Source organism: Bradyrhizobium sp. DOA1 (genome assembly GCF_001593325.1).
Taxonomy (GTDB): domain Bacteria; phylum Pseudomonadota; class Alphaproteobacteria; order Rhizobiales; family Xanthobacteraceae; genus Bradyrhizobium.
Genome location: NZ_JXJM01000001.1, coordinates 4,923,449 through 4,939,568, shown reverse-complemented (window position 1 = coordinate 4,939,568; position 16,120 = coordinate 4,923,449). Strand labels below are relative to the sequence as shown.

Below are 16,120 nucleotides of genomic sequence, written 5' to 3'. Positions count from 1 at the left end.
TGGCCTGCCGCATCGAAGCCAAATTCGTGTTTGGAAGGGCAGGAGAGTAGTCGATGCTGGAATTACGATCCTTGGCGATCCCTGATGTCAAAGTAATTCGCCCGGATCGGTTTTCCGACGCCCGCGGCTATTTCTCCGAGACTTTCCAGCGCTCGACCTTTGCGGAGAAGGGAATCCTCCATGACTTTGTTCAGGATAATCAGTCCAGCTCGAAGCGCATCGGCACGGTGCGCGGCCTGCACTTTCAGCGTCCGCCTTTCGCGCAGGCCAAGCTGATACGGGTGTTGAGCGGCGCCATTCTCGACGTCGCGGTGGATCTCCGGCGTTCATCGCCGAGTTTCGGCAGGCACATCGCCATCCAGCTGGATGGTGAAAGCGGCGAGCAGGTTTTCATCCCAAAAGGTTTTGCGCATGGCTTTTGCACGCTGCAAGCCAATACCGTCGTCCTCTACAAGGTCGACCAGGTCTACGCCCCGAGCCATGACGGTGGCGTCTATTGGGCCGATCCAGCGCTAGAGATTGAGTGGCCCGTGACAACCTCAGAGGCTCAGTTGTCGCCGAAGGACCAGATCCTTCCTGCGCTGAGCCAACTCGGTTGCGTGTTCGACTGATGGAGGGCGAGTAGATGCGTATCTTGGTGACTGGCGGAGCAGGCTTTATCGGTTCTGCGGTGTGTCGTCGTTTGGTGCTGCAGACCGGTGCCGCAGTGATCAACGTTGACAAACTGACCTACGCAGCCAATCTGGCCTCGCTTGCCAACGTCGAGAGACTGGAGCCCTATTCGTTCCTGCAATCCGACATCTGTGATCGGGAGGTCATCGATCTTGCGTTCGCCGACTACGAGCCGGATGCGATCATCCATTTGGCGGCAGAGAGCCACGTCGATCGCTCGATCAACGGACCCGGCGCATTCGTCAACACCAACATAGTTGGCACCTACACGCTACTGGAGGCCGCCAGAACCTACTACGAACGTCTGCCGCTTCCGAGGCGGAAGCAGTTTCGCTTCGTCCATGTGTCGACAGACGAAGTCTACGGCTCGTTGGGCCCGGACGATTTGTTTCGGGAGGACACGCCCTATAGACCGAGCTCGCCGTATTCGGCGAGCAAGGCCGCATCGGACCATCTCGCGCTCGCGTGGTTTCGAACCTATGACTTGCCGGTTATCGTATCGAACTGCTCGAACAACTACGGGCCGTACCAGTTCCCCGAGAAGCTCATCCCGCTGACGATCCTCAACGCGATCGACCGAAAGCCTTTACCGGTTTACGGCGACGGCAAGAATATTCGCGATTGGCTTCACGTCGATGATCATGCGGCCGGCTTGATAAGACTGCTGCACGAAGGGAAACCGGGCGAGAAGTACAATTTCGGTGGAGATGCGGAGCGATCCAACATGGAGGTCGTCACCCAGATCTGTGACGTGCTGGACCGATTGTCTCCATCGACGGGCACAAGACGATCTCTCATCACATTCGTGCCGGATCGTCCGGGGCATGATGCGCGATACGCAATCGATGCGTCAAAGGCACGTCGGGAGCTCGATTGGAAGCCGACGAGAACCTTCGAACAGGGGCTGGCGGAGACCGTCGGCTGGTATCTCAAGAATCGTGCGTGGTGGGAGCGTACCCGTCGCGGCGCCTATGACGGCTCGCGTCTCGGTCTCCTGGCCTCCCAACACTGAGGTGAAGACGATGGTGCGACCGATCCTCATTGCCGGCCGAAATGGTCAGTTGGCAAGGTGTCTTCGTGAACTTGCCGCAATGCGCAGTCTGCCCGTGGTGGCTCTCGGGCGCCCGGAACTGGATCTGGAGAACCGCGAGGGGATTGACAAGCTCATTGCTTCAATCGGGCCGTCCGCGATCATCAACGCGGCCGCTTATACGGCGGTCGACCAGGCCGAGACTGAGACGGCGAAGGCGTTCAGCGTCAACCGCGATGGTGCGGCGGCATTGGCGGATGTCGCATGGCAGATGAATATCCCGCTCATTCATCATTCGACCGACTATGTGTTCGACGGCTCGAAGCCAGATGCATACGATGAAAGCGACATTCCCGCACCGCTGAACGCCTACGGAGCGTCGAAGCTGGCCGGCGAAGCTGCTGTACTGGCAGCGCACCCCCTCGCGACCGTGATCAGGTGCTCGTGGCTTTACAGCCCCTATGGCAGCAATTTCGTCCGAACGATGCTGCGACTGTGTGAGACGCAGCAGATTGTCAGGGTGGTCAGTGACCAACATGGCAATCCGACCTCTGCATTCGATCTCGCGGAGGCCGTCCTTCAGATCGCAGAGCGGTCGGTAATGGACGATCGCAGGGCGACGGCCGGCATCTTTCATCTCGCGGGCCAAGGTGAGACGAACTGGCACGACTTCGCACGAGCAATCTTCTCTGAGCGTTCCCGTCTCGGAGCGAGAGTTCCGGCGCTGGAGGCGATCACGACGGAGGAGTTTCCGACCGCTGCCCGCCGACCTCGGAATTCGCGCCTCGACTCATCCAAGGCCGAACGCGTGTTCGGGATTCGATTGGCGCCGTGGCGCCATGCATTGAAAGCTTGTCTGGAGCAACTGGGAGAAACCGATGCTGAAGGGAATCGTGTTGGCCGGCGGCAGCGGAACGCGCCTTTATCCGATCACGCGCGTGGTCAGCAAGCAGTTGCTCCCGATCTATGACAAGCCAATGATCTATTATCCCCTGTCGACGCTAATGTTGGCGGGGATTCGTGAAATTCTGATCATCACCACGCCCTCTGACCGGTGTCAGTTCGAGTTGTTGCTGGGTGACGGCAGCCAATGGGGCATTCGGCTCAGCTACGCGGAACAAATACGTCCCGCCGGTCTCGCGGACGCCTTCATAGTTGGTGCCGATTTCATCGGAGACGATCGTGTCGCGATGGTGCTCGGGGACAATATCTTCTTTGGCGATGGCCTGAGCGATCTGCTTGCCAGGGCGGCAGGACGTGAGGAAGGAGCGACGGTTTTTGCCTATCACGTCCGAGACCCTGAACGATATGGCGTGGTCGCGTTTGATGCGGCGGACCGCCCGGTATCGATCGAGGAGAAACCCAAACGGCCGGCTTCGAACTGGGCGATCACGGGGTTGTATTTCTTCGACAATCGCGTCGTTCGGTACGCTCGCCGCGTCGAGCCGTCACCGCGCGGCGAACTCGAGATCACCGATCTTCAGATGCGCTATCTTTCGGCAAGTGCGCTCCACGTCGAGCGTATGGGGCGGGGTTTTGCCTGGCTGGACACCGGCACGGTCGAGTCTCTCATCGATGCAGGTACGTTCGTGCAGACCCTGGAGAAGCGGCAGGGAATGAAGATCGCCTGTCTTGAAGAGGTCGCCTTCAGGCTCGGCTTCATCAATCGGGATCAACTTCTCGCGCTGGCGCGACCGCTGGAGAAGAGTGGCTATGGCAAATATCTGAGCGAAATCACGGCGCTCCCGCAATTTGCGTCCCAATAGCGGTGCTGAGCCCCTGATGTTTAGACCGCAGCTCGCAGCATAGGAGACATATATGCACCCCGAACTTTATACCGATGGAATCGAAGAAATCACCGTCAGCGGAACCATCGTTCGCGTCGATCTGGTCAGTCTTTCACCAACCGAACGCGACGCCAACAATGCCCCCAAGCGAGTGCTTTCTCAGCGACTGATCTTTTCGGTCGAATCCTTCGCCAATTCGATCGACGTGATGCAGAAGGCACTGCAGGGTCTGGTAGACGCGGGTGTCGTGCGTAGGACCCCACCAGTTGAGGTGCAAAATGCCACGTCGGGAGCACGTGATGGGGGGACGCCTAACACACGGCCTGTGAATGTCTCTTCAAATTTCCGCTGAAATCGCCGCCGCTGACGGCGCGAACGACCACACGGCAGGCACGCCGGGGCTGGCGACGCAGACGGCATTGGAATGCCTGTCGAAGATCTCCGGGCATCATGGTATCGACCTGCCGGTCGAACGCCTGAAGCACGCCTACGCCGTGGCCGTTCCGCCGTCGTTGCGTCTCCTGTTGCGCATGGCGAGGGATGCGGGCCTGCGCGCGAAAAGCACGAAACTGGATTGGGGCGCATTGATACGCCTCGGTGAGGCCTATCCGGCGCTGGTTCGGCTTACCAATGGCAACTGCATCGTGGTTCTTGGTACGGAACGGGGCGCCGATGGCTCTGATCTCGTCTGTATCTTCGATCCGCTCGCCGACCGCAAGCACGAGGTCTTGATTGTCGACAGGGACCGATTCTGTGCCCGATGGGCCGGTGACACGATCCTGGTCAAGCGCGAGCAGTCGGCTCGGGATGGTCGGAGGAGTTTCGGTCTACGGTGGTTCGTACCGGAGTTGCTTCGTCAATGGCGATTGTTCAGGGATGTCGCGATTGCTGCCATCCTGCTCTACGCTTTGGGCCTCGTTATTCCGATCTTTTTCCAACTCGTCATCGACAAGGTCCTGGTTCATGAGAGCTTCACCACGCTGTACGTACTTGCGGCAGGAGCGGCCGTAGCACTTGTCTTTGACGCAATATTCGGTTTTCTGCGGCGCTACCTGCTGCTCTATGCGACGAACAAGGTCGACATTCGAGTTGCCACGAAGACCTTCGCGCATCTTCTCGGGCTGCCGGTCACTTTCTTCGAGCACATGGCCGCAGGCGTGCTGGTCAAGCACATGCAGCAAGCGGCCCGCATCCGAGAATTTCTGACCGGGCGACTATTCTTGACGAGCCTCGACGCGCTCTCGCTATCTGTCTTCCTGCCGGTCCTTGCGCTGTACAGCGTCAAGCTGACGCTGATGGTTCTCGCATTCACCGCCGCCAGCGGTGCTGTCGTCGGCCTGCTGATGGGGCCTTTCCGGCGACGTCTTTACGATCTTTACCAGGCCGAAGGGGCGCGGCAGGCTCTGCTAGTCGAAACAGTTCACGGTATGCGCACCGTGAAGTCGCTCGGAATGGAGCCCGTGCAGGGCGGGGTTTGGGATAACCGCTGTGCACAGTCCGTGGCCATGCGCTTTGGTGTCGAGAAGATTTCCGCAGGCGCCCAGGCGCTCACCGGGTTTCTCGAAAAACTCATGACGCTTGGGATCATAGCGCTCGGAGCACTCGATGTCTTCGCTGGCGAAATGACGATCGGTGCGCTGGTCGCCTTCAATATGTTGGCCGGAAGGGTCTCCGGACCATTGGTTCAACTCGTGACCATGGTGCACGAGTACCAGGAAGTTGCTCTCGCCGTGAAGATGCTCGGCGAGGTCATGAATCAAGCGTCGGAGCGTGATGGTAAGAAAGATGGGCTGCGGCCTGACTTTGCCGGAAAAATCGAGTTCGAGAGTGTTTCTTTTCGTTACGGAGCTGAAGGAGCGCCGGCGCTCGAAGATGTCTCTTTCACCGTCGAGCCGGGTTCGATCTTCGGGATCGTCGGGCGGAGCGGCTCTGGCAAAACGACGCTCACACGGCTGATCTCGGGCATGTATCCGGTGCAGCAGGGGCTCTTGCGTATCGACGGGTATGATGCGAGGGAGCTCGATTTGGCACATCTGCGCCGAAACCTCGGCATTGTCCTGCAGGATAATTTCCTGTTCCGTGGAACGGTCCGCGACAATATCGCCTGTGTGAAACGTGATGCGACCTTTGCCGAGGTCGTCGCTGCGGCCCAGCTCGCCGGCGCTGACGAGTTCATCGAGCGGTTGCCACGAGGCTTCGACACGCAGCTCGAGGAAGACGCCTCGAACCTGTCCGGCGGGCAGAAGCAGCGGCTCGCGATAGCGAGAGCGCTGATCGTCAATCCACGGATATTGATCCTCGATGAGGCCACGAGCGCACTTGATTCCGAAAGCGAGATGATCATCAGGCGCAATCTCCGTCGTTTGGCGGCAGGGCGCACCGTCATCATCGTCTCGCATCGGCTGTCGATGCTGACCGAAGCGAGCCAGATCCTGGTGATGGACCGCGGCCGGATCGTCGACGTGGATCGCCACGATCATCTCCTGTCGAAATGCACCATCTACAGGCATTTGTGGAATCAACAGATGAAGCAGATCGCATGAAGGAGAAGACGCAAACACGCACGGATGCCAAGCCGGACGGTCTGGTTCCCGCCAGATCAGTCGAGCGACGGCAAAAGCCATTCAGGCCGACGACTCGGCGAATGCCAGTGGTCGCCGAGTTTCAATCGGATGCAACCGAGGTCGAGCAGCAAGCGCCCCCGCGGCTCGCTCGGATCACCCTCTACGGTTTACTTGCACTGATTGCCTTCGCGGTCACCTGGGCGTCCGTTTCGCAAGTCGAGATGATCGTCACGGCGCAGGGGAAATTGACCACGACACGTCCCAACCTGGTCGTGCAGCCTCTGGAAACGTCCGTCATACGCGAGATCCACGTCAAGGCCGGTGATCGCGTCAACCGCGGCGATCTTCTGGCGACCCTCGATCCCACCTTTTCACAGGCGGATTTCGACCAATTGCGCGGCAGAGTGGCTGGGCTCGATGCGTCGATCGATCGCCTGGGCGCCGAACTGAACGGGGCCGAGTATACAGTCAAGGACCTCACCAGTGCAGATCAGATTCTCCAGGGAAAGTTGTTCTTGCAGAGGAAAGCCGCCTATGAGGCGCAGATCCAGAACTACGACGCCCAGATCGCGTCGGCTCGGGCCAATCTGAAGACGGCGCAGGAAGAGGAGGGAGTACTCCTTCAGCGGCTCGATACGATGCGTTCGATCGAGGCCATGCGCACCACGTTGATGGACAAGGAGGTCGGTTCGAGGTTGAACTTTCTACTATCTCGTGATGCACGGCTCGACGTTGAGAGCAATCTGGCGCGTGTTCGCGGCAGTATCGCCGATACGACGCATCGGCTGGAGAAGGCCCGTGCAGACCAGAAGGTCTTTGCCGAGGAGTTTCGTCGCACCGCGTTTCAGGAGCTGGTGGAGACGTTGCCGAAGCGCAATAGCGCGGCAGAGGAATTGAAGAAGGCCGAACTTCGTCGACAGCTGATCGTTCTTCAGGCGCCGGCAGATGCGGTGGTGCTCGACATCGCAAGCAGAACGGTCGGCTCGGTGGTTCGCGAAGCAGAAACGCTGTTTGTCCTGGTTCCCCGTGACGTGCCGCTTCAGGCGGAAGTCAACGTCGAGGGTCGGGATATCGGGCAGGTCGCGCTGGGGCAGGCAGTCCGTATCAAGTTTGAAGCATTTCCTTTCCAGAAGTATGGAACTGCAACGGGGGAAGTCCGCGTCATCAGTCAGGATACGTTCTCGCCGGATACGAAGGCCGAAGGTGCGCGCCGCGCGCCAGCCCCCTATTACCGCGTACTGGTCGATTTGTCGGACACGCACCTTCGGCTGCCGGCTGAGCGCATTCAACTGATTCCGGGTATGGCAGTGACCGCCGAGCTGAAGGTCGGCAAGCGCACCGTGATTTCCTATTTCCTCTACCCGCTATTGCGCGGATTGGATGAAAGCATCCGTGAATACTAACTTGGCTCAGGATGGCGATTTATCATGATCATTAGTCCGAATTGTGGGGTAAGGCTGGTGGTGCCAACCGCCGCAGGTAAACTGTCGGAGAATTCACCGCTGGTGAACTATGCGCTCAACGGGCTTGAACGTTGTTGGCTACCTGAGCACCGCCGATGGTCGCATATCTATCATCTCGACGGACGTTCTTCGCCCAACGAGTCGGTGCCAAACAGCGACGTATTTTATACCCTCAATGTTCTGCTCGGAATGTCGCGCATCCCCGAGGTGCCAGATGGCATTGACCTTCCTGAAGTATTCCAACGCAACGTTACACAACTCACAAAGCTTCCGGTGCGCAAATATGCGTTCGGTATGGCTCTATGGAGTGGTGCCGAGCTCGGCCTCGAGCTACCGGACCCGGTCAAACGCGAGCTGAAGGCGTTTCTTGCCAACGAATCCCGGTGGAAGAGCCTCCGTGCCCAAGACCTCGGCATGCTGCTCACGGGGATCGTCGCCCAGGCAAGGGCAGGCGAGAGCGAGTGGTGGTGCCACGCCGGGCCGCTCTATCGCTTTTTGAAAGAACGCTTCCATAGTGAATCCGGATTGTTCTTCGATGCGCCGTTCGGCTTTCGGCGACGATTTTCGTCCTTTGCCACGCAGACATATCTCTCGATTGCCTGCTATCAATATGGCGAGTTCGCCGGCGAGGCGTCCGCGCTCATCATGGCCGATACCTGTGTGCGGAATCTGATCGCGCTTCAAGGCCCGCAAGGCGAATGGCCCTGGTTTTTCGACGCGCTGACCGGCCGCGTTCTCGACTTCTATGAGGTCTATTCGGTCCATCAGTATGGTATGGCCCCGGCACTGTTGGAATGGGCCGAGCGCTTCGGGCGGCGGGGGGCGCGGGAGGCTCTGGTCAAGGGCTTCAACTGGGTATTTGGCCATAACCAGCTGGGCCGGACCATGCTCGTGCCTGAGCTGAGCTTGACCATCCGCTCGCAGGTTCGAAAGGGTGAATTGACGACAAAGGCGCCGCGGATGGTGCGCGCACTCAGGAACGCCTGGACCGGAAGCGAGGCGCGGCTGATCGACAGCGCCGACGTCGGGGTCAGGCTTGAATGCCGCAGCTACGAACTGGGTTGGATCCTGTGGTCATTCGGCCAGCGCACTGACTTGCCGGAGCTGACGCACAATCGTGCCTTCGGCGACACCTGACAGCATTGCTCCTTCGCTAACGATTCCAAGCGACCGCCCGCCGGCCTCGTAGGTGCGAGAGCATCGTCATGGCGCGGTGCGTTCGGACAGCACACAATACGGCGATGGCTTTGAGGCGGATACTGCCACCATGCAGGCGGTCACTGGTGAGCACGGTCACAGCGTTTGGTGCGAGGGACGCGAAGACGAACAACGCTTGCATGATCCAGCGCAATTGCCAGACCGGTTTCGCTTCCGCCATGTTTCGATAGTGCGCGATGTGTCGATCCCATTTGGCGTAAAGCTCTTGGAGCGAGCTCCGGGCTGGATGGAAGACGATCATTTCAGGGGTGTATCTAAACCGAAGTCCCGCGCGCAGCGCACGTTTTCCCCATTCCATATCTTCGGCGACGTCGATGCCCGCAAAAGGACCGACACGATCGAAGTCGCGCCGAAACACCGCCATGTTGCCGGTTCCGGAATAGCCATGGCGCTCGATATAGAGCTTGAAGCGATAAGCGAAGACGCTCTCATAAGCTGCAATGGCGTCGAGCTCGGCGTCGTCCGGCCGCCAGATGCGAACGTCGCCACCGAGAACCGTGCCAGCTGGCGATAACGAAGACCATTTCAGCACGCTGCTCAGCCAATCCGGATGAGCTCTACAATCCGCGTCGATGAAGGCCAAGATCTCGCCTTTGGCAGCAGCCACGCCTGCATTTCGCGCCGGGCCAGGGCCTGAACGCGGTTCGTAGTCCAACCGTACACCGGGATGATTGGCTACGACGTCCACCGGGGGCGTCGTCGAGCCGTTGTCCACCACGATGATCTCGAACGCGTCCCGACGCAGCGTCTGTGCATTCAGGCTTCGCAAGCAGGCCCCGAGCGCGTCAGGCTGGTTGAGGTGCGGAATAATGACGGAGATCATCAGTTAAATCCTTCATTTAATTAGGCCGTGGTCGCCTGGCACCGGGCTGAGGATGTCGGCAGCAAATGACGCGACTGCTTGATTTTAAATCTTGCAATTAAATATTGGATGCGTATTATCTCGATAATAAAGTTAAATGCAAACTGTTAAAATTTGTATATTTTACTGGGAGTTGGGTTTCGATGCGCGCGTCATTTTTGGGATGCCCAGTTGATCTGCTGACGATGGCGGAAACAATCGATCTGGCGCGCGGCGCCATGCGCAGCCGGCGGCGACTGCAGCACGTGGCACTCAACGTCGCCAAACTCGTCAACATGCGGTCTGACGCCGTACTCGCAGCCGACGTTGCCAACAGCGATATAGTCGGTATCGACGGGATGGGAATTCTTTGGGGTGCTCGAGCGTTGGGGCTGCGGGCGCCATCGCGGGTTGCCGGCGTCGATCTCCTTGCCGAGCTGCTCGCCACATGTGCGCAGGAAGGCTTTAAGCCCTATTTCCTGGGCGCTACTCCCGCCGTTCTGCAGAAAGCCCTGCAGGCCGCCTGCGAGAGGTATCCTTCACTCGCTTTTGCCGGCTGGCACGACGGCTATTTCAAGCGCGAGGAAGAGGACGACGTCGTCCGGGACATCCAATCCAGCGGGGCCGACTGCCTCTTTATCGGTATGCCGACGCCTCGGAAGGAACGATTTCTCGCTGCTCATCGCGACGATCTGAGCGTGCCTTTCATCATGGGGGTGGGCGGGGCGTTCGACGTCTTAGCAGGCACCGTTCGGCGCGCGCCGGTACGGATTCAGAAGCTCGGTCTGGAATGGCTGTACCGCATCTATCAGGAGCCCGGACGGATGTGGTGGCGATACGCCAAGACGAACACGCTGTTTGCGGTTGTCCTGGCGCAAGCGTTGATCAAGCAGACGCTTCAACATGCACTTCACGCGCCGGGTGCCGTGCCGCCGGGTCCGAGCCGGATCGGAGGGTGACGCGTGCACAAGCATTTCTTCATCCTTCTGGGAACACGGCCTGAGGCGATCAAGCTCTTTCCCGTTATCAACCGGCTCAAGGCGGAGAATCGTAAGGACATTTCCCTGACGATTTGTGCCACCGCGCAGCATCGACAGTTGCTCGATCAGGTGCTGAAGCTGGCCAAGGTGGTCCCTGATTTCGATCTGAATGTCATGACGACCAACCAGACGCTGGATAACCTTACTGCTCGGCTGCTCGGGCAGATCGGCGAGTTGCTCGAAAAGGTGAAGCCCACCAGGGTCATCGTCCAAGGTGACACGGCGACCGCCATGACGGGCGCATTGGCCTCCTATTATCACCGTATACCGGTCTCGCACATTGAGGCGGGACTTCGCAGCGGCGACATCTTCGCGCCCTGGCCCGAAGAGGTGAACCGCAAGATCGTCGGTTCGATCGCCGATCAACATTTTGCTCCGACAGAGCGTGCCGCGCGCGCGCTACGTTCTGAAAACGTTTCGGATGACCGTATCCACGTCACCGGCAATACGGTGGTGGATGCTCTCATTCTCGCGAAAGCCATGGTCGAGTCCGATCCAGATCTGTCGAGCCGCTGGGACGGCATCAAGCAGCGCCATGGCAATCGGCGCATCATCCTGGTGACCTGCCACCGCCGGGAGAACTTCGGAGGCGGCGTCGCCAACATCGTGAACGCATTGGAGACGATCCTGCGCAGGGAGGACGTCGCGGTGGTGCTTCCCGTGCACCCGAATCCGAACGTCCGCGACCTGTTTGCGGCCCGGCTGTCGGATCACCCGCGGGTCGTCCTTATTTCTCCCCAGGAGTACACCGATTTCGTTAGCCTGCTGTCGCTCTCGCATTTGGTCCTGACGGATTCAGGCGGCGTCCAAGAGGAGGCTCCGACCTTCGGTAAGCCTGTCCTGGTGATGCGCGATACCACCGAGCGCCCCGAAGGAGTGGAAGCGGGAACGGCGCGGCTGGTCGGTGCGAACTACGACAGGATCGTTGGCGAGACGTTTCGTCTGCTCGACGATGACGAGACTTATGCTGCCATGGCGCGTTCGCACAATCCCTTCGGTGATGGTCACGCGAGCGAGCGGATCGTGAAGGTGCTCCTCGATGCCTGAATTCAGAAAGATCAATGTCGTTGGACTTGGCTATATTGGACTGCCGACGGCTGCGCTGATCGCGAGCCGGGGATTGCAGGTAGTCGGTATCGACACGAACGAGCGGATCGTCGAGACCGTTGCATCTGGCAAGATTCACATTGCGGAGCCGGATCTCGACGGTCTCGTCTCCAAGGTCGTGTCGAGTGGCGCTCTGACGACGTCCAGAACGGCGCAGCCGGCCGACGTCTTCATCATCGCTGTACCGACACCTATCGATCGCGAGAGCCGCCCCGACCTGTCGAGCGTGAATGCCGCAGTCGACAGCATCGTGGATCTCCTCACGCCTGGCAACCTTGTCATTCTCGAATCGACATCGCCGATCGGAACGACCGAAGCGATCGCAAAGCGGATCGTGGAGCGCAGGCCGGACCTGCACATCGGGGTGAACGGCAAGGAGGACGGAGCGATCTACGTCGCCTATTGCCCCGAACGGGTGCTGCCGGGGCGGATATTGACCGAACTCATCAACAATGACAGGTGCATCGGCGGTATCACACCGACCTGCACCCGGCTCGCTCAGCGCTTCTACAAGATGTTCGTTCGCGGTGCTTGCGTGGGCACCACGGCGCGCGCGGCGGAACTGGTCAAGCTCACCGAGAACGCATATCGCGATACCAACATCGCATTTGCGAACGAGCTCTCGTTGATCTGCGACAGGTTCGACATCAATGTCTGGGAGGTGATCGATATCGCCAACCGCCACCCGCGGGTGAACGTACTACGCCCCGGACCGGGCGTGGGCGGGCACTGCATTGCGGTCGACCCCTGGTTCATCATCGATTCTGCCCCGGACCTTGCGCGTGTGATGCGAACAAGCCGTGAAGTGAACAACGCCAAGACGCACAAGATCATCGAGCGCGCGGAGGCGCTGATCGACGATCATCCCTATGCCAACGTCGCCTGTTGCGGACTGACATTCAAGGCCAATGTCGACGACTTGCGTGAAAGCCCGGCGATGGAGATCGCAACGCATCTCGCGGCGAAATACGGCGAGCGGATCAAGGTCGTCGAGCCGAACTTGCGTCGCTTGCCGCCTCAATTGGCCGACTATCGCGTCGCATTCATGAACATCGAGGAAGCCCTGCGCAGTTGCGAGATTGCGGTTCTCCTTGTCGATCATGATGAGTTCAGAATGGTGCCGTTGTCCGAGCGTCGACATCTGGACGTCATCGATACGCGAGGCATATGGCAGGATATGCCGGCGCGGACGTAAGGCACACAGCAACTCCCAAATGGTTCGAGGTTAGCATGCGAGACAGTCAGCTGGGAATCGGGGTCGTGGGCTATGGCTATTGGGGCCCCAATCTCGTCCGCAATTTCTCGGTCAATCCCTCCGCGCGCGTCGTCAGCGTAAGCGACCTGGAGCCGGGCAGGCTCGGTGCGATTGGACAGCTCTACCCTGCGGTAGAGACGACAACACGCTATGACGATCTGTTGAAGGATAGCTCCATCGATGCAATCGCAATCGCGACGCCGGTGCGCACGCATTACGAGCTTGCGCTTGCGGCTTTGCGGGCCGGCAAGCACGTGCTGGTCGAGAAGCCCCTCGCATCGAGCGCAGTGCAGGCCATGCATTTGATCGAAGAGGCCGACCGGCGCGGATTGACGCTGATGGTCGATCACACCTTTCTCTACACCCCTGCGGTTCAGAAGATCCGTGAGCTGCTCCTGAAGAGAGAGCTCGGGGATATCTACTATTATGACAGCACGCGGTCGAGCCTCGGCCTATTTCAGAAAGACGTCAACGTGATCTGGGATTTGGCGGTGCATGACATCTCGATCATCCACCATATCCTGGACGAGGAGCCGGTCGCGGTTTCGGCGACCGGATCGTGCCATGTTGCGGGCTCGCCGGAGAACATGGCGCATATCACGTTGTTCTTTGCCAACGCATGTGTGGCCCACGTGAGCGTCAACTGGCTCTCGCCCGTCAAGGTACGCCAGACCTTCATCGGCGGCAGCAAGAAAATGATCGTCTACGACGACCTCGAGCCGACCGAGAAGATCAAGGTCTACGACAAGGGAATCACGCTCGATGCGAGCACCGAGGACGCACACCAGTTCCGAATTGGATATCGTGCCGGCGACATGTGGGCTCCGCATATCGCGCCCCATGAGGCGCTGCAGACGGAAGTCGGGCATTTTCTGGACTGTGTGCGCAGCGGTAGCCGGCCGATCTCCGACGGCACCTCCGCATTGCGGGTCATCGAAGTCCTGGAGGCGGCGTCGCGCTCGATCGCGGAGCACGGCAAGCCGGTCCTCCTCAAGCAACCGCAGCTGGTTCGGGAGCGCGCCCGCGCGACGGCCTAGATCCTGATGCCAGCGGGCATTGCCATGAGCCGACAAGCGACGGTTTCGCGATGAACTCGGTCCAACGTTCCATTCTGCTTTCCGCGGCCGACCGCTACGGCAGCCTTGTCGTATTCTTCGTGGCCACCGCGGTCCTTTCTCGCTTGTTGTCACCGGCGGAATTCGGAGTCTATGCGGTCGCCAACGCCATCGCATTGATCATTGCGGCCTCGTTTCAGGAGTTTGGAGGCGGAAATTATCTGATCCAGAAGCGCGACTTGTCGGTTGAGGATGTCCGCTCGGCCTTCACCATCACGCTAATCATTTCGGGCGCGCTTGTCCTTCTTCTGTTCGTCTTCGCTGACAGCTTGGCGCTGTTGTTCGCTCAGGACAGCCTCAAGGAAGCCATCGAGGTCTCAGCCCTGAATTTTCTGCTGTTGCCGATTTCCGGGACGATTTCTGCCTTATTGCGAAGGGACATGCGTTTCGGAACGGTGGCCATATGCAATTTGCTGTCTGGCGTGGCAGCCGCTGTGACCTCGGTTGGCCTTGCGATAGCCGGATTGAGCTATATGGCCCCGGTCTGGGGTGGTTTGGCAGGAAGCGTGGTTCTTGCTCTGGCGTTACTGGCAGGCCATCGCGACCTAAGCGCGCTGCGACCTTCGCTTCTCGCCTACCGCGACGTCGTCAGCTTCGGCCTCTATTCCAGCGGGGTAGGCGTCATCAACATCTTCTACAATTTGGCGCCTCAGCTATTTCTGGCCAGAATTCTTGATTTTGTCTCCGTCGGTCTGTACAGCCGCGCGATCAATCTCACTCAAGTGTTCGACAGGATGGTCACGCAGGTCTTGAGTCCCGTCATCATGCCGGCGATTGTCGCCAGGCGGAAGGCCGGCGAGGACTTGAAGGCTGTTTACCTCGAGGCGATCCAACTGCTTTCCGTCGCCCAATGGCCCTTCCTGATATTCGTGGCCTTCATGGCCCGGCCGATCATTGCGATCTGGCTCGGTCCGACCTGGCTGGAGATCGTGCCGCTGGTGCGCCTGCTGTGCTTCGCGAACATGGCACTTTTTGCGGCGTGCTTGAGTTATCCGGTGCTCGTCGCCGTCGGAAGCGTTCGGGACGCCTTGATCTCCTCTTGCATCTCGCTACCGCCGTCGCTTCTCGTCCTTCTGGGCGCATCCTTCTTCGGTGTGCAGGCGGTCGCGGGAGCGGCACTTGTGACGCTGCCTTTTCAGGCCGCAGTCGCAATCTACTTCATCGGACGGCACTTGCGCTTTGGACTAAAGGATCTGGTGCAGGCGCTGAAAGGGAGCGTAATCGTCACTGTGGCAACTGCATTCGGTGTCGCCGGCTGTGCGACGTTGATAGAAGCGGGGGTGCTGAGCCCCCTGGCCGGGCTCGTTTTGGCAACCTGTGCTGCGGCGCTTTGCTGGTGGCTGGGGCTGCTATTGACCGGCCATCCCTTGCTGAATCAGCTTCATCAGGTGGTGGCGGACCTTGCCCGCCTTGCGCCAAGGCTGCGACTGTCGCGTTCGGCCCTTTGAGGTCTTGGGACTTTATGGAGACGAAGATGCCGATTAAAGATGATGTACAGCTCGGCCGCGATGTCAGGATCTTTCATCCGGAACTGGTCAATCTTTACGGTTGCACGGTCGGTGATGAGACGAGAATCGGTACCTTCGTCGAAATCCAAGAGGGCGCCACGATCGGCGCGCGCTGCAAGATTTCCTCGCATAGCTTCGTCTGCGAAGGCGTCGCGATCGAGGACGAGGTGTTCGTCGGTCATGGGGTCATGTTTACGAACGACAAGCACCCAAGGGCGACCACGGCTGATGGCCGGCCGCAAGGCGCCTCTGATTGGACCTTGCAGCGCACCCGTGTCTGCAGAGGCGCATCCATCGGCTCGAATGCGACCGTTCTGTGTGGTGTGACGATCGGCGCCGGCGCGACCATCGGAGCCGGCGCGGTGGTGACGAGGGACGTGCCGCCGGGCGCGATTGTGGCTGGAGTGCCTGCGCGACCGCTGTTCGCTGACGTAGCACCGGCTCTGCGGCGTGAACGCGTTGCCGGGCTATCGCCGTAAACTATTAAAGGGAGTTATCGCATATTGACTGTTGATTTAAT

At 59.5% G+C, this 16,120-nt stretch carries 15 protein-coding genes; 14 read left to right on the top strand and 1 reads right to left on the bottom strand.

Annotated elements, in window-relative coordinates; translation table 11 throughout:
- Positions 1 to 53: 53 nt before the first annotated feature.
- The 8 genes from rfbC to SE91_RS23080 all read left to right on the top strand — a co-directional run bounded on the left by rfbC (position 54) and on the right by SE91_RS23080 (position 8,653).
- Positions 54 to 611: a dTDP-4-dehydrorhamnose 3,5-epimerase gene (gene rfbC, locus SE91_RS23110; protein WP_061849244.1), complete on the top strand. Its 558-nt coding sequence runs from the start codon at positions 54 to 56 to the stop codon at positions 609 to 611.
- A 14-nt stretch (positions 612 to 625) separates the two neighbouring features.
- Positions 626 to 1,684 (top strand): dTDP-glucose 4,6-dehydratase, encoded by a 1,059-nt coding sequence (gene rfbB, locus SE91_RS23105; protein ID WP_061849243.1) that lies wholly within the window; start codon positions 626 to 628, stop codon positions 1,682 to 1,684.
- Between the two features lie 10 nt (positions 1,685 to 1,694).
- Positions 1,695 to 2,672 carry a dTDP-4-dehydrorhamnose reductase gene (gene rfbD / locus SE91_RS23100; protein ID WP_245318500.1) on the top strand — a complete coding sequence of 326 codons (978 nt, stop codon included), beginning with the start codon at positions 1,695 to 1,697 and terminating at the stop codon, positions 2,670 to 2,672.
- The gene (gene rfbA, locus SE91_RS23095) at positions 2,581 to 3,468 is read left to right on the top strand and encodes a glucose-1-phosphate thymidylyltransferase RfbA (RefSeq protein WP_061849241.1); all 888 of its coding nucleotides are present in this window, start codon (positions 2,581 to 2,583) and stop codon (positions 3,466 to 3,468) included. The genes rfbD and rfbA overlap by 92 nt, the downstream gene beginning before the upstream one ends.
- Positions 3,469 to 3,520: 52 nt before the next feature.
- Positions 3,521 to 3,841, top strand: a complete 321-nt coding sequence (locus SE91_RS35490) for a hypothetical protein (protein WP_082813788.1) — start codon at positions 3,521 to 3,523, stop codon at positions 3,839 to 3,841.
- On the top strand, positions 3,819 to 6,032 hold the full coding sequence (locus tag SE91_RS23090; protein WP_245318499.1) for a peptidase domain-containing ABC transporter: 2,214 nt from the start codon (positions 3,819 to 3,821) through the stop codon (positions 6,030 to 6,032). Before SE91_RS35490 ends, SE91_RS23090 begins: the two co-directional genes overlap by 23 nt.
- A gap of 107 nt (positions 6,033 to 6,139) precedes the next feature.
- Positions 6,140 to 7,456, top strand: coding sequence for an HlyD family type I secretion periplasmic adaptor subunit (locus SE91_RS23085; RefSeq protein ID WP_061851264.1), 1,317 nt, complete (start codon positions 6,140 to 6,142; stop codon positions 7,454 to 7,456).
- Between the two features lie 24 nt (positions 7,457 to 7,480).
- Entirely contained in the window at positions 7,481 to 8,653 is a 1,173-nt protein-coding gene (locus tag SE91_RS23080; RefSeq protein ID WP_061849240.1) for a hypothetical protein, read from the top strand.
- A gap of 16 nt (positions 8,654 to 8,669) precedes the next feature.
- On the opposite strand, the gene SE91_RS23075 is transcribed toward SE91_RS23080, so the two are convergent.
- A complete protein-coding gene (locus SE91_RS23075; protein WP_061849239.1) occupies positions 8,670 to 9,557 on the bottom strand; it encodes a glycosyltransferase family 2 protein in 888 nt (295 codons plus the stop codon).
- Positions 9,558 to 9,739: 182 nt separating this feature from the next.
- Here SE91_RS23075 and SE91_RS23070 point away from each other — a divergent pair, with 182 nt between their 5' ends.
- From SE91_RS23070 to SE91_RS23045, 6 genes are read left to right on the top strand one after another with little or no spacing between them, the layout of a single operon-like run.
- A complete protein-coding gene (locus SE91_RS23070) occupies positions 9,740 to 10,534 on the top strand; it encodes a WecB/TagA/CpsF family glycosyltransferase (RefSeq protein ID WP_061849238.1) in 795 nt (264 codons plus the stop codon).
- A 3-nt stretch (positions 10,535 to 10,537) separates the two neighbouring features.
- The gene (gene wecB / locus SE91_RS23065) at positions 10,538 to 11,662 is read left to right on the top strand and encodes a non-hydrolyzing UDP-N-acetylglucosamine 2-epimerase (protein ID WP_061849237.1); all 1,125 of its coding nucleotides are present in this window, start codon (positions 10,538 to 10,540) and stop codon (positions 11,660 to 11,662) included.
- Positions 11,655 to 12,917, top strand: coding sequence for a UDP-N-acetyl-D-mannosamine dehydrogenase (gene wecC / locus SE91_RS23060; protein WP_061849236.1), 1,263 nt, complete (start codon positions 11,655 to 11,657; stop codon positions 12,915 to 12,917). The genes wecB and wecC overlap by 8 nt, the downstream gene beginning before the upstream one ends.
- Positions 12,918 to 12,952: 35 nt before the next feature.
- Positions 12,953 to 14,014, top strand: coding sequence for a Gfo/Idh/MocA family protein (locus tag SE91_RS23055; RefSeq protein WP_061849235.1), 1,062 nt, complete (start codon positions 12,953 to 12,955; stop codon positions 14,012 to 14,014).
- A gap of 50 nt (positions 14,015 to 14,064) precedes the next feature.
- On the top strand, positions 14,065 to 15,540 hold the full coding sequence (locus SE91_RS23050; RefSeq protein ID WP_061849234.1) for an oligosaccharide flippase family protein: 1,476 nt from the start codon (positions 14,065 to 14,067) through the stop codon (positions 15,538 to 15,540).
- Between the two features lie 26 nt (positions 15,541 to 15,566).
- Positions 15,567 to 16,079, top strand: a complete 513-nt coding sequence (locus tag SE91_RS23045) for an acyltransferase (protein ID WP_061851263.1) — start codon at positions 15,567 to 15,569, stop codon at positions 16,077 to 16,079.
- The last annotated feature ends 41 nt before the right edge of the window (positions 16,080 to 16,120 follow it).

Coding starts and splice junctions, on each gene's coding strand:
- rfbC (WP_061849244.1), top strand. CDS start 54: ATGCTGGAATTACGATCCTTGGCGATCCCTGATGTCAAAGTAATTCGC.
- rfbB (WP_061849243.1), top strand. CDS start 626: ATGCGTATCTTGGTGACTGGCGGAGCAGGCTTTATCGGTTCTGCGGTG.
- rfbD (WP_245318500.1), top strand. CDS start 1,695: ATGGTGCGACCGATCCTCATTGCCGGCCGAAATGGTCAGTTGGCAAGG.
- rfbA (WP_061849241.1), top strand. CDS start 2,581: ATGCTGAAGGGAATCGTGTTGGCCGGCGGCAGCGGAACGCGCCTTTAT.
- SE91_RS35490 (WP_082813788.1), top strand. CDS start 3,521: ATGCACCCCGAACTTTATACCGATGGAATCGAAGAAATCACCGTCAGC.
- SE91_RS23090 (WP_245318499.1), top strand. CDS start 3,819: ATGTCTCTTCAAATTTCCGCTGAAATCGCCGCCGCTGACGGCGCGAAC.
- SE91_RS23080 (WP_061849240.1), top strand. CDS start 7,481: ATGATCATTAGTCCGAATTGTGGGGTAAGGCTGGTGGTGCCAACCGCC.
- SE91_RS23075 (WP_061849239.1), bottom strand. CDS start 9,557: ATGATCTCCGTCATTATTCCGCACCTCAACCAGCCTGACGCGCTCGGG.
- SE91_RS23070 (WP_061849238.1), top strand. CDS start 9,740: ATGCGCGCGTCATTTTTGGGATGCCCAGTTGATCTGCTGACGATGGCG.
- wecC (WP_061849236.1), top strand. CDS start 11,655: ATGCCTGAATTCAGAAAGATCAATGTCGTTGGACTTGGCTATATTGGA.
- SE91_RS23055 (WP_061849235.1), top strand. CDS start 12,953: ATGCGAGACAGTCAGCTGGGAATCGGGGTCGTGGGCTATGGCTATTGG.
- SE91_RS23050 (WP_061849234.1), top strand. CDS start 14,065: ATGAACTCGGTCCAACGTTCCATTCTGCTTTCCGCGGCCGACCGCTAC.
- SE91_RS23045 (WP_061851263.1), top strand. CDS start 15,567: ATGCCGATTAAAGATGATGTACAGCTCGGCCGCGATGTCAGGATCTTT.